Below are 12,632 nucleotides of genomic sequence, written 5' to 3' on the forward strand. Positions count from 1 at the left end.
CCATCGCACAGGGCTTGAGCCGGTGGGTTCGCCCTCCTTTCCTCAGCCCGCACGCGAGCGGAGTCGAGGACCGTGTGGGGGACGTCGCCGAGGTCGGCGTCATCGAGTCGGTGCGGCACCGACTCGTGTGGCCGGCCACGCGCTCCGGCCCGAACGGTACGGGCTCCGCGCTCCCCGTCCCGCGTACGGACCGGCGAGCGATCCCCCGGTAGGAAACCGTCCTGATCCAGTGGACCGTTCACTATCCTTCGATTCACCGGAAGCGCAATGATGTTCGAATGCGGCGAATATCGAAGTCATGGCGCTGGCCCTTGGCCTCTCTGGCTCTTGCCGGTGTGGGCGCCCTGTTCGTTCCTGTCGGCGGGATGCTCTGGGTTCACCTGTTCGTGGCCCTGTGCGCGGTGGTGGTGCTCGTACGACTGGCGCATCGCGAGGTCCCGTTCCCGGTGGCCTTGGCACAGTTACGCCTCGGTGGCGACGATCCGGCCGTTCTGCGCGCCCGTGTCCTGTCGGCTGCGACGTGTCTGATGCAGGGCCGACCCGGACTCGCGGTGTACCGGATCAAGCTGGTGCTGCCGGACCTGACCCGCGTTCTGGGAGCAGACCACCCCGACACCCTGTCGGCCCGCTTGCTGAGCCTGCAGATTCGGGGCGAGACGGGCGACCTGCCCGACCGCCTCACCGCGATACGGGAACTGATCGGCGACATCACACCGGTCCTGGGCCCCGGCCATCCCGACACCCTGGCCGCCCGCCACTGCCTCGCCGAGTGGCTCAACCAGGACGGCCGCGTCGACGAGGCCGAAGCGGCGTACGAGGACGTCATCGCCACCGGCACCGAGCACCTGGGCGCCGAACACAACACCGTCTTGATATCACGCAGTTGTCTCACCATCCTGCGCTACGAACACGCCGGCCCCGACAACGGGGCAGCCGTCGACGACATGACCGCCATCGTCGCCGCCATGGAACGGTCCCTCGGCACCTCCGATCCGACGACAGCCTCCACCCGGCGACTTCTCACCCAGTGGCAGAGCACGCAGGCCGGCAACGGCGCGTAGGGCTTCGACATCACCGGGCACGGCGGCAGAGCCCGCCGTGCCCGGCCACTGACGAGAACCGATCCGGAGGGCGGGGCAGTGGCGCCCCCGGGCCGGAAGCGGACGGGCGGGGGCCGCTCCCGTCACGCCCTCCGTGGCAGCAGCAGTGCCGCCGCCCCCGTCGCACCGGCCAGTACCAGCCACGGCACCGCCGGCGGCAGCCCCGCGTCCAGCAGTGTGCCGGTCGCCGAGCTGCCGAGCAGGACGATCAGGCCGGAGACGGAGGACAGCGCCCCGGTGTAGAGGCCGAGCCGGCCCTCCTCCGCGAGGTCGGGCACCCATGCGCGGGCCACCGGAGCGACCAGCATCTGGCCGAGGGTGAGCAGGACCACGAACCCGGCCGCGGGCACCAGTCCGGCGGTCCCCGACCACCCGGCAGGGCGTGCCGCCGCCACCACGGCGAAACCGGTCGCGACGAGCAGCAGACCGGCCGTCATCGACCGGCGCATCGCCAGCCGCTCCCCCACCCAGCGGGTGACCGGCAGCTGCGCGGTCACCACCAGCAGCGAGGACAGGGCGAACAGCCAGGCCAGCGCCGTCTGGGAGCCGGTGACGCGCTCCACCTCGACCGGGAGGGCGAGATACAGCTGGTTGTAGGCGAGCAGGTAGGCGCCGAAGGCGCAGCACAGGCCGAGGAAGGGCCGGTTGCGCAGCACCAGCCGCAGTCCGCCCTTGACCGGTGTGCGGTCCCGCCCGGGTATGCGCTGCGGCAGCAGCCGGGCGTGACCGGCGAGCACCAGCACGAAGACCCCGGCGCCCGCCAGGCACGCGGTACGGAAGTCCACCGCCAGCAGCAGCGCGCCCAGCAACGGCCCGGCGAACGCGCCGGCCTGCCCCGCCACGGTGAACAGCGCCAGCACGCGGGGGCGGGATCCCCCGCCCGCCTCCTCCCGCACGACCGCCTGCCGGGCCACCTCCGACTCGACGGCCGGGGAGAACAGGGCGGCGGCGAACCCGATCAGCACCACCGCGCAGATCACCGCCCAGGTCCGCTCGGCGTACCCCAGCCACACGAAACCGGCGATCCGCAGGGCGCACCCCGCGAGCACCACCGGCCGGATGCCGTACCGGTCGGCCAGCGCCCCGCCGACCACGAACAGTCCCTGCTGGCTGAACGTCCGCAGTCCCAGCACCAGTCCGACCAGCCAGCCCGCCATTCCCATGGCCTGTCCGAGATGGGCGGCCAGGAAGGGCAGTACGGCGTAGAACCCGAGGTTGAAGGCGAGTTGGGTGACGATCAGCAGCCGCAGCAGCGGGGAGAGCCGGGTCCGGCCCGTCGCCTCGCGCGGACGGGTGGGCAGGACGGTCATCGCGCCTCCACCAGTTCCTTGGTGACCGACGACGGGCCCGCGGGCGCCTCCCCGGACCCGTGGTCCCCGGTTCGCCCGCGCCGTCGTCCCGGCCACCGCACTCCACCGGCCGCGGTCACCGCGAACGCCCCGAGCAGGGCGAGGACGGCGGCGGGGGCGAGCACGGCCCAGGGCGCGCGTTCGGCGTAGGGCTGGTTCTCGGCGAGGAGCAGCCCCCATTCCGGCGACGGCGGCTGGGCGCCGAGACCGAGGAAGCCGAGGGAGGCGAGGGCGAGGGCGATCCCGGGCAGCCGTACCAGCGCATGGCGGGTGACGGGCGGCAGTACCGCGGGCAGCAGTTCACGGCGCAGCAGGTACCAGGGGCCCGCCCCGAACTGCCGCGCGGCCGCGAAGTGCTCGGTGGCGCGCTCCTGGATCAGCAGCGCCGAGGTGTGCGCGGCGAGCGGGGTCCAGGCGACGGCGGTCACGGCGATCGCCGGTGTGGCGGCCCCGCCCCCGACGGCGGCGGTGACGAGCAGCGCGCCGAGCACCGGCGGTACGGCGTTCACCGTGTCGGCGAGCGGCCCGGACAACCGGGGCAGGAGCCCGAGTGCCACCCCGGCGCACAGGGCCACGGCGCTGATCCCGAGGGCGAGCAGCAGGGTGTCGAGGGCACCGTGCCCGACCCGGGCGAGCAGGTCCCGGCCGAGGGCGTCCGTACCGAACGGATGGGCGAGGGACGGGGCCTGGAGCCGCTCCCCGGTGTCCACCGCGAGCGGGTCGCGGGGCAGCCCGAGCACGACGACGGCGGCCAGGAGGGCGCCGTAGACAAGGGGCTGGACGTGGCGGATGGACGGGACCGGCCGGTGCAGCGTCGTCAGGGCGCCGTCCCGCAGTGCCGGCCCGACGAGCAGCCGGGCCGCGATCCTGCACGCCCCGGTGGCCACGGCCGCGAGCAGGACCAGGGCGAGGGTGCCCGCCTGGAGCACGGGCAGGTCCTGGGCGAGGGCGGCCTGAAGGGTTGTGCGGCCGAGTCCGGGGATGTCGAAGACCTGCTCCACGGCGACGGCCCCGCCGGTCAGCCCGACGACGAACAGGCCGAGGTTGGGCAGCAGCGCGGGCACACAGCGGCGTACCGCCCGGCGGGCGACGCGCCGGGCGGGCAGTCCCTGGGCGGCGGTGGTCAGTGCCCAGGGTTCGGCGAAGGCGCCGGGCAGCAGATCGTCGAGCAGCCGCCCCAGCACGGCTCCGGCGGGCAGGCCGAGGGCGAGCGCGGGCAGCACGGTCCACTGCGGCCCGTACCAGCCGAGGGCGGGCAGCCAGCCGAGGTGCACTCCGACCACGGTGGCGAGCACGGAGGCGACCAGGAACTCGGGCAGCGCGGCGAGCACCGCCGACCCGCCGCCCCCGGCCCGCCGGCCGTCGAGCTGCCGCCGCGCCCCGAGGTGGAGCGTGCGGGCGCAGACGAGCACCGCGGTGACGGCGGCGACGAGGAGGGACACCGACATCAGCAGCAGGGAGGCGCCCAGTGCCTGGAGCACAGCGGGCAGGACCTCGCCGCCGGAGATCCACGACCGTCCGGCGTCCCCGTGCCACAGCCCGCCCAGCCACTGTCCGAGCAGGGAGAACGGGCCCGACTCCAGCCCCAGCTGGGCACGGATGTCCGCCAGCACCTCGGGGGTGGGATCACGCTCGGCCGACCGTGCCTTGAGGACGGTCAGGGCCGGGTCGGTGTGCGAGAACCAGGGCAGCAGGCCGATGCCGCACACGAGGGCGGCCGCGAGGACAACGCGCCACAGGAGTGCGGTCAGGGGCTGTCGCACGGGTCAGCGCCGCGTTCCCGTACCGACGAGGGTGCGCTCGTAGGGGTCGAGCAGCACGCCCCGCACCGAGGTGCCCACACCGGTGATGATCCGCTGGTGCACCAGCGGTACCACGGCGTCACTGCCGAGGACGGCCGCCTCGGCGGCCATGGCAGCGTCCTGCCGCTTGCCGGGGTCGGCGATCCGCTCGGCCTCGGTGACGGCCCGGTCGACGTCCTTGTCGCACAGCTGGGCGATGTTGTAGCCGCCGTCGCAGGTGTAGTCACTGGCGAGGACGGCGACCGGGTCGCCGGTGTCGAGGAGGGTGTTGCGGGCGAGTACGAACGCGTCGAACTTCCCGTCCAGCGCGTCGCCCTCGAGCCGCGAGTACTCCCGTATCTCGAGCTTCACCTCGAAGCCGGCCTTCTCCAGCTGCTGCTTCACCACCTGCGCGACCTCGGGGAGCTCGGGCCGGTTGTCGTACGTCGCGAGGGTGATCGTGGTTCCCTTCGCACTGCCGGCCTCCGCCCGCCCGGTGGGCTCGACCCGCTTGCCCTCGGCCCAGGTCACGGCGGGCCCGTAGACGCCGGCGCCCGGGTCGGCGTACCCCTCGTACACCCCCTCGGCGAGCGCGGAGGTGTCGACGGCCGCGCGGGCGGCGGCGCGCAGCTTCGGGTCCTTCAGGGGCCCGGAGGCGGAGTTGAGCAGCAGGCTCGTGGTGCGGGTGGTGGCGGTGTCGCGCCGGGTCTTCCGGTCGAGGGCGGCGGCCTGTGCGACGGGTACCGCCTCGGCTATGTCGACCTCACCGGTGCGCAGGGCGTTGGCGCGTGCGGTGCCGTCGGCGATGAAGCGGGCGTCGACGCCGGAGGCCTGGGCGCGGCCGCCCCAGTAGTCGTCGAAGCGGTCGAGCGCGGCGGACGAGGCCCCGTCGGCCTCGGTGAGTTCGAAGGGCCCGGTGGCGGTGCCGACGGGGTCGACGCGGCCCTTCGCGTCGTATGCCTTGCCGGAGAACACGGCGAGGCTCGGGCTGGACAGCCGCAGCGGGAGAACGGGGTCGGGCTCGGCGGTGCGGACGGTGACCTCGCGGCTGCCGTCGGCCTCGGCGGCCAGGCCGACGCCGGAGAGGGCGGCGGGTTCGGGCTCGGCCTCGACGGCGTGCGTGAGCGCGTCGGCGACGGCGGACGCGGTGACGTCCGTGCCGTCCTGGAAGCGGGCCTCGCGCAGTGTGAACACCCAGGTCTTCGCGTCCTTCTGTCGCCAGGACTGGGCGAGCGCGGGCGCGGCGGCGCCGTTGGCGTCCATCGCGGTCAGCCCTTCGGAGACGCCGAGCCGGCTGAGGATCGTGGCGTCGGCGCCGTACGGTGAGAGCCGCTCGGCGGGCGGGAAGGCGAGCGCGACCCGCAGCCGGGAGCCGCTCCTGCCGTCGCCGCCGCCCCCGGATTCATCTCCTCCGGAGGCGAAGCAGCCGGCCAGCAGTGGAGTGAGGGCCAGGGCGGCGAGAAGCCGCGAACGAAGCAGGCGCACAGGTCACCGTCCCATCGGTATCTCGAAGTGGACGACTCCGTTGCCGCCGTCCGCGTCCTCACGTTCGTCGTGCACGACCTTGCCCAGCGACCGCCAGAAGGGCTCCGCCCCCGGAACGGACGGGTCCGTGTGCAGGTACACGGACCGGTAGCCTCCGTCGGCTGCCGCGAAGTCGAGCAGTTCACCGACCATCCGCCGCGCCAGTCCACGTCTGCGGTGGTCCGGCCGCACGTACACCCGCCGCAACTGCGCGGTCTCGCCGGAGGGGTAGCGCTCGGCGAGCTCGCGCGGGTTCGGCGGATGGGCGGGGCCCCGGGAGTCGAGGGCCCCGGTGGCGACGACCTCGCCGTCCGGGTCGAGCGCGACGAGCAGGGTGTGCCGGGGCGGGGCGAGATAGGCGGCACCCGGGTCGATGATGTCGCCGTGCCACCGCGGCACGTACCCGGTGCCGAAGTCTCGGTACACGGTGTCGAGCATCACGGCTCGCGCACGGTCGAGGTCTGCCGGGCCCGCGGCCCTGATGCTGTAGTCACGCACTTGCAAAGCATATGCAAGAAGGCTTCCGGGGTGATCAAGGGGGTGAGGGCCCGCCGACACACCTGGACCCTACATACATGACATTCATTTCCAAACACGCCCGCCGCCCGCCGGGCCGGCCGATCGCCCCGGTGCCTCCCCCGCCTCGCCTACTCAAGACCGGCCGCCCCGAGCAGCCGGACCAGGTCCTTGCGCCCGTACCCGAGCCGGCGGGCCCGGTCGGTCGCCATGAGCACCAGGTGCGCCACGGTCTCCGCCGCGTATCCGTTCTTGTGGTCGGCGTCGAACCATTCTTGGGGCTTCTCGACACCCAGGCTGTTCATCACCAGCCCGTGCTCACGGCGGACCTCCGCGACGGTCCCGGCGACCGCGTCCAGGAGCGTCTTCCCCGGCCGCTCGCACTCCAGGGCGAAACAGCCCCGGTCGGCCGGCACGCACCCCTCCGGCGGATGCTCCCGCAGTCCCGCGTACCGCTCGTCCGCGAAACCCGTGTCGTCGAACTCCTCGTGCACCAGCGCGAACCGGTGGAACCCGGGCGGCACCGGGGGCGGTGGCGGCGTGTACGCCCACCCCGCGTCCTCGTACAACTGCCGCTTCACCTCCTCCTCTTCGGCGTGTGTCACGGTGAAGCCGGTGGCCTCGTTCCGCCCGGTCGTCGTGCCGTCGGGGTTGCGGCGGAGATGCAGGCTCATGATGTGCTCCGGTCGTCCGTGTCGTGTGAGGACGGGAGATGTTCCCGTCACCGGATCGAACGGACCGCCCGCCCCGCACGTGCCCGCATCGCACAGCACCACCCGATCGTGTGACGCTGCTCGCCGGAGGCGACACCACCGGCCACGGCATCACCGCCCCGAGGGAGCGCCGTTGCGCCGGGGGCGGTTGTCAGGGGTGGGAGTTATCCTCACAAGGCGCTTGCGACACATGTGTCTTATGACCACGGGGGGTGTCCGTGCACGGCCGTGACCAGAATTTCCCACAGGACTGCCCGGGCGGTCACCCGGGCATGTCGACCGAGGCGGGGATCGACGTCCAGCGACAGCTGGAGTCCCTGATCCAGGACTTCCGGACCAGCGATCCCCCGATGCCGGTGATCGTGCTGCACGCCGAGGACTCCGCCGGCGACGACCGGGTCACCGAACTCGTCGACGAGCTGAGCGAGGGGCAGCAGCGTCACGGTACGCGCCTGGCCGTCGCCCCGACCGAGCCGCAGCCGGGGGACCTCGACCCCACCGCCCGGGCCGCGCGGCTCCTGGTCGACCTCGGTGACTCCAGGAAGTGGGGCGACCGGTCCGCCGCCTACCGTCCCTACTCCTTCCCCCGCCTCAACCTGGTGCGCGCCCTCCAGGAGGCCACCGACGACCCGGAGATGCGCGAGCACTGGCCGACCGCCCCCGGCGGCACTCCGGACGGGAACGCCCAGCGGGAGCGGGCCCAGACACATCTGCTGCGCATCCTGGCCAAGCAGCGCTGGCGCCCCCGCAGACCCTCGCGCCGGAACCGGCAGATACTGCTCAACGACGTGCAGCAGTTCCTCCCCATGGGCGTCCTGGGCGCCTTCACCGCGCTGCTCACCCGCCCCGAGTGGTACATCGCCGTCCTGGCGGGCATCGGGCTGATGATCCTCCTCGCCGGCCTCAACCACGTCCCCGGGCGCGCTCCCCTCTTCCTGTGGCTGCGCAGGGAGAGCCGGTGGTTCCTGACCACGACGTTCCTCCAGTCCGCCGCCCGCCGCCAGTCGACCAGCGTGCGGCTGCTGCGGCCCGTCCGCTCCTGGCGGGCCATCGCGGCCCGCGCCTACGACGTGGCCGAGGCCATGCGCGAAGGCGGCCCGTTCCCCCTCCAGCTGTACGTGCTGGCACTCTTCGAGGACCTGCGGGACAACCACCGGCGCGGCAGCTGGGACCTGCGGGGGTTCAAGCGGACGCGCCCGCCGGTGCTGTTCCTGCGCCGGGTGGGCCGGGAGAACGGCGGCATAGAGCTGCTCAGGGCGGTCAGCGACGTCCGCAGCCGGCGCAGCGAGCTCGACCCGCTGCTGATCGTGGCGAGCGTGGCGGCGGACGACGCGGCCCTGCTGGACCGGGGCGCGGACGCCAACCCTCCGGTCAACCGGCCGCAGCAGCCCCCGTCCCCGCCCTCGCGTCTCCCCCAACGATTGCGGCACTGGTACGACGAATGGGCCGGAAACCTCCGGGCCGATCAGTCACCGAGCAGGACGAACGCCCTGCCCTGGGTACTGAGGATCCCGCTGCCCGCCGGCGAGTTGGTGCAGCTGCGGCAGACGGACTGGCGGTGCGTCAGGGCCGGGCACCGGCCGTCCCTGGCCCGCCTGGTGTGGTCGGCGCACAGCCTGCTCCTCGTCCTCGCCCTGGTCGTCACCGCGGGCGTCGTCCACGCCCGCGAACTGCACCGGACGTACTGCTCGGCGGGCCTGCTGACCGCCGACCGCGACACCGAGCGGCGTCCCGCGCCCGGCGGCGGCACGGAGTGCGTCGGCATAGCCACCGGAGACGTCCGGTTCGGCGCGCACCTGAGCGGCGGGACCACCGGGGAGGGCAAGCGGCTGCAGGAGCTGGAGAGGCTGGTGCACGCGGAGAACACCGAAGTCCTGCGCGACCACCCCGACGCCTACGTCACCGTGGTGTACGCGGGACCGCTGAGCTCCTCCTCGGTGGACCCGTCCCTGGTCAAGGGCGCCGAGGAGCTGACCGGCGTGTACCTCGCCCAGCGCGTCGTCAACGAGAACTACACCGTGAAACTGCGGGTGCTGCTCGCCAACGGCGGTGCGGACATGGGGCACCAGCGCGTCGCGGCCGACGCGATCGCCGAGTACGCCGACCGCGACCCGACCGTCGTCGGCGTGGTCGGCTTCGGCCGCGACCTGCAGAGCAGCCCCGACGTCACACGCCGGCTGCACGCGGTGGGGCTGCCCGTCGTCTCCGGCACCAACTCGGCGACCTACCTGCCGAAGGAGTTCTCCAACTGGTTCAGTCTCGCGGCTCCCGACGAGCACCAGGCCGAGGCGCTCGGTCTCGTCGCCCGGCAACTGCGCACCGGGGACGGGGCCCCGCACGCCTTGGTGCTGGCCCGCGACACCAAGGAGTCGCAGGACCGTTACACCAGTGAACAGGCCCTGTACGGCGGGGAGATGCTGGACCGGGAGGGCTTCCGGATGCTGCCCGCGCGGCGCTACCGGGTGGCGAACGGCAAGCCGGAACTGCGGTCGCACGCGGAGAGCATCTGCCGGGGCGAGAACGTCCCCTCGGTGATCTACTTCGCCGGACGGGTCGAGGACATCGGACCGCTGATGACGCAGCTGACCACCGAACCGGGCTGCGCGAACCGGCAGATCTCGATCCTCACGGGTGACGACCTGAGCAAGGCCAGGTTCTCCGGCACGGGCGGCCGCGACGGCGTGGCCCCGCGGATCACGCTGTACCACGCGGCCCTGGCCGAGTTGAAGGAGGCCTCGTCCAGGACCGCCTTCTACGAGGACGCCGCCAACTACCTCCCCTGGCTGGAGGACGGAAAGGCCACGTACGACGCCGCCGACTTCGCGAGCGGGCAGACGGCCCTCTCCCACGACGCCACGCGCGCCCTGTACTGGGCGGCCAGCCTCGGGGACGTACGCCAGAGCCGCGCGGCGACCTGGGTCAACCTCAGGAACGTCAAGCTCGACGGCATGGCCACCGGAACGATCGACTTCACCGACGCGCCCCTGTACGCGGAACGCCACGGCCACAGCATCGTCCTCAACCGGGTCCGCAGAACCGCCGAGGGCGTCTCGAAGGCGGAGGTCCTGTGCAGCAGACCGGCCGGCAGCACGAAGCCGCTCACTGTGCGGGAATGCTCGATCGAGTGAGCGGAGCACCGGTTGTTACGCTCCCCGAGTGAGGATTCCGGGGCCTGAAGAGATCCGCGCGCTGCACCAGAAGCACGCACCCACCGCCGAGGCGTTCGCTCTCGTCCACACGCACTGCGAGGTCGTCTGGAGCATCGCCGAGCAGCTCATTTCGGTCTCGCGCCTCGACGTCGACGCCGAACTGGTCCACGCCGGCTGCCTCCTCCACGACATCGGCGTCTACCGCCTCTACGGCGACGACGGCCTCCTGGACCACCAGAACTACGTCCGGCACGGCCTGCTCGGCCACGAACTCCTCGCCGGGGAGGGCTTTCCCGAGCCCTTGTGCCGGTTCTGCTCCCACCACACCGGGGTGGGGGTCACGAAGGACGACGTCCTGCGCCAGGGCCTCCCGATCCCTCCCGCCGACTACCTCGCGGTGACGCGGGAGGAGCGGCTGGTGATGTACGCGGACAAGTTCCACAGCAAGTCCCGGCCGTCGGCGTTCCTCTCCCCCGACGCGTACGCCGCCCACGTCCGCCGCTTCGGCGAGGAGAAGGTCACCGCCTTCCATGCCCTGCGCGCGGAGTTCGGCGACCCGGACCTCGACCGGCCGGTGCCGGAGGGCGGTGCGTCCGTCCGCCCGTGAGCGCCGCCGGGCGCCGACCGCACCGCCGTCGCTGTCGCCGTCGGCGTCGCCCGTGCGCTCACGCGGCGTACGGGCTTTCTCCTTCTGCGCGGACGGACGGAGCCGACCGACGCGACGGCGCGGCCCGCGCGATGTGTGGGTCGCGTGACGGGACCGCGAGCCGCGCGTGAATCTTCCGCAGTTCCAGATGACGTTCGCCACAGCACCGGAGCAAAGAATCACAGTCGGCGGGCGCGGCACGGCCCGTCGAATGGCCGGGACGGCGGCGATTCACACCAATCCGGCACACGGGCAAGCCATGTCGGACGCCGACCCCGGCGACGAACCGCTCCGTTCCACCTGCTCTATGATCGTTTAATAGTTGACTTCATCGCGCCTGCAATCCCTCCTCGGCGATTCTCGGCGACCGCGAACACGTCCATCGTCGCGGGTCTCGCGGTGGTGACACGCAGGAAGAAAGGTGAACCGCATGGCCCTCGGACTGCTCCGGCGTCGACGTTCCCGCGGCGGCCCCGACGCCGCACCGGACCTCTCACTGCCCCTGCCGGCCGGCGCCGGCGCGTACGGCTGTGAGGTCGTCGATCCCATGGGACAGCCCCTGGGCGGCGCCGAGGTCACGGTGACCGCCCTGGACAGCCACCGGGTCGCCGCCCACGGCACCACCGATCCGTACGGTCTGTTCATGGCGGCGCTCCCACCCGGCTCCTACAGCGTGATGGTCGCGGCGGAGGGCCTCACCCCGGCCCGCAACAACGTCGACATAGCCGCCGGTGCCGCCCTCCCCCCGGCGCGCGTCGCGCTGCTGCCCGCACGCCAGCTGGAACTGCCGCCACCCGGCACCTGGCTGTTCGACCCGCCGCACACCGCGATCCGCTTCATCGCCAAGCACGTGGGCATGGCCCACGTCCACGGACGCTTCACCCGCTTCACCGGCGGCATCCGCATCACCCCGGACATGGGCGACTCCCAGGTCTCGGTGCGCATCGACGCCGCCAGCCTCACCACGGGCAACAGGACCCGTGACAACCACCTGCGTTCCGCCGACTTCCTCGACGTCGAGCATTACCCCTACATCGACTTCACCAGCACCCGGTTCGTCTACCGGGGCGGCTCCAGGTGGACGCTGAACGGCACGCTCACCATGCACGGCACCAGCCGCTCCGTGGGACTGGACACGACGTACCTCGGCACGGTGAACGGCGGTTACGAACAGGAGCTGCGCTGTGCGGCCCTGGCGAAGGCGGAGCTGCACCGCGAGGACTTCACCCTCAACTGGCGCTCGATGCTGGCCCGCGGCATCGCGGTCGTCGGCCCGACCGTACAACTGGAGCTGGACGTCCAGGCGATGTACCGCACCCCCGAGACCCCCACGCCCCCGGAGTAGGCGGGCGGCGGCCCCGGTTCACGCGTAGGGGTCGGGGATCACCTCGGTCGCCGACTCGAGGACCTTCTCCACCCGCAGGACCGCGCTGCGGACGGCTCCCGCCTCCGCGACCAGCACATCGGGGACATGGGACTCGTAAAAGCGGAGGTACCCGACGGTGCCCACGGTCGTCGTACGCGCGCCGAGCCACAGCACCATCCGGCGCAGGTCTTCGAACTCGTCGGGATGCGCCTCCTGCCGCACGGTCAGCGCCCACTGCGGCCCGTCGGAACACAGTTCCCCGACCAGCGCGCCCCCGATCCGCAGCGCCGGCCCCCGGTCCCCCCAGAGGGGGTACTCGTACCCGTCGTCCTGCCGGCCGCCCTCCTCCCCCAGGTGCCAGCGGAGCAGGGCGAGGTCCTGCGGCGGGAGCGAGCCCGGCAGGTCGAGGGTGAGCTGGAGCTCGTAGATGTCGGCCATGATCAGAAGGCTACGAGTCCCGGTGCGGTGCCCTTCACCGCGGACGGCGG

At 72.7% G+C, this 12,632-nt stretch carries 10 protein-coding genes; 4 read left to right on the forward strand and 6 right to left on the reverse strand.

The genetic code is table 11. The features are described from left to right. The first annotated feature begins 365 nt into the window (after window positions 1-365). Window positions 366-1,061 (forward strand): tetratricopeptide repeat protein, encoded by a 696-nt coding sequence (locus ACFV5H_RS12850; RefSeq protein WP_385194534.1) that lies wholly within the window; start codon window positions 366-368, stop codon window positions 1,059-1,061. Between the two features lie 122 nt (window positions 1,062-1,183). On the opposite strand, the gene ACFV5H_RS12855 is transcribed toward ACFV5H_RS12850, so the two are convergent. The 5 genes from ACFV5H_RS12855 to ACFV5H_RS12875 form a co-directional block, all read right to left on the reverse strand. Then, window positions 1,184-2,410: an MDR family MFS transporter gene (locus ACFV5H_RS12855; RefSeq protein ID WP_385194536.1), complete on the reverse strand. Its 1,227-nt coding sequence runs from the start codon at window positions 2,408-2,410 to the stop codon at window positions 1,184-1,186. Continuing rightward, window positions 2,407-4,212, reverse strand: a complete 1,806-nt coding sequence (locus ACFV5H_RS12860) for an ABC transporter permease subunit (protein WP_385194539.1) — start codon at window positions 4,210-4,212, stop codon at window positions 2,407-2,409. The genes ACFV5H_RS12855 and ACFV5H_RS12860 overlap by 4 nt, the downstream gene beginning before the upstream one ends. A 3-nt stretch (window positions 4,213-4,215) precedes the next feature. Beyond that, the gene (locus tag ACFV5H_RS12865; protein ID WP_385194730.1) at window positions 4,216-5,709 is read right to left on the reverse strand and encodes an ABC transporter substrate-binding protein; all 1,494 of its coding nucleotides are present in this window, start codon (window positions 5,707-5,709) and stop codon (window positions 4,216-4,218) included. Between the two features lie 9 nt (window positions 5,710-5,718). Next, window positions 5,719-6,252 carry a GNAT family N-acetyltransferase gene (locus ACFV5H_RS12870; protein ID WP_385194542.1) on the reverse strand — a complete coding sequence of 178 codons (534 nt, stop codon included), beginning with the start codon at window positions 6,250-6,252 and terminating at the stop codon, window positions 5,719-5,721. A 149-nt stretch (window positions 6,253-6,401) separates the two neighbouring features. Beyond that, a complete protein-coding gene (locus ACFV5H_RS12875; RefSeq protein WP_385194544.1) occupies window positions 6,402-6,944 on the reverse strand; it encodes a hypothetical protein in 543 nt (180 codons plus the stop codon). Window positions 6,945-7,255: 311 nt separating this feature from the next. Between ACFV5H_RS12875 and ACFV5H_RS12880 the strand changes: the two genes are divergently transcribed. From ACFV5H_RS12880 to ACFV5H_RS12890, 3 genes are all read left to right on the forward strand, one after another. After that, a complete protein-coding gene (locus tag ACFV5H_RS12880; protein ID WP_385194546.1) occupies window positions 7,256-10,111 on the forward strand; it encodes an ABC transporter substrate-binding protein in 2,856 nt (951 codons plus the stop codon). Between the two features lie 28 nt (window positions 10,112-10,139). Continuing rightward, window positions 10,140-10,739 carry an HD domain-containing protein gene (locus ACFV5H_RS12885; RefSeq protein WP_385194548.1) on the forward strand — a complete coding sequence of 200 codons (600 nt, stop codon included), beginning with the start codon at window positions 10,140-10,142 and terminating at the stop codon, window positions 10,737-10,739. Window positions 10,740-11,208: 469 nt separating this feature from the next. Then, window positions 11,209-12,123 (forward strand): YceI family protein, encoded by a 915-nt coding sequence (locus tag ACFV5H_RS12890; protein WP_385044578.1) that lies wholly within the window; start codon window positions 11,209-11,211, stop codon window positions 12,121-12,123. A gap of 18 nt (window positions 12,124-12,141) precedes the next feature. Here ACFV5H_RS12890 and ACFV5H_RS12895 read toward each other — a convergent pair whose 3' ends face one another. Beyond that, on the reverse strand, window positions 12,142-12,582 hold the full coding sequence (locus ACFV5H_RS12895; RefSeq protein ID WP_385044575.1) for a hypothetical protein: 441 nt from the start codon (window positions 12,580-12,582) through the stop codon (window positions 12,142-12,144). Window positions 12,583-12,632: the final 50 nt, after the last annotated feature.

The sequence above is a fragment of the Streptomyces sp. NPDC059787 genome (assembly GCF_042732315.1).
Lineage (GTDB): Bacteria > Actinomycetota > Actinomycetes > Streptomycetales > Streptomycetaceae > Streptomyces > Streptomyces atrovirens.

Excerpts from the sequence above, each read along its gene's own strand:
- ACFV5H_RS12850 (WP_385194534.1), top strand. The coding sequence starts at position 366 with ATGCTCTGGGTTCACCTGTTCGTGGCCCTGTGCGCGGTGGTGGTGCTC.
- ACFV5H_RS12855 (WP_385194536.1), bottom strand. The coding sequence starts at position 2,410 with ATGACCGTCCTGCCCACCCGTCCGCGCGAGGCGACGGGCCGGACCCGG.
- ACFV5H_RS12875 (WP_385194544.1), bottom strand. The coding sequence starts at position 6,944 with ATGAGCCTGCATCTCCGCCGCAACCCCGACGGCACGACGACCGGGCGG.
- ACFV5H_RS12880 (WP_385194546.1), top strand. The coding sequence starts at position 7,256 with ATGTCGACCGAGGCGGGGATCGACGTCCAGCGACAGCTGGAGTCCCTG.
- ACFV5H_RS12890 (WP_385044578.1), top strand. The coding sequence starts at position 11,209 with ATGGCCCTCGGACTGCTCCGGCGTCGACGTTCCCGCGGCGGCCCCGAC.
- ACFV5H_RS12895 (WP_385044575.1), bottom strand. The coding sequence starts at position 12,582 with ATGGCCGACATCTACGAGCTCCAGCTCACCCTCGACCTGCCGGGCTCG.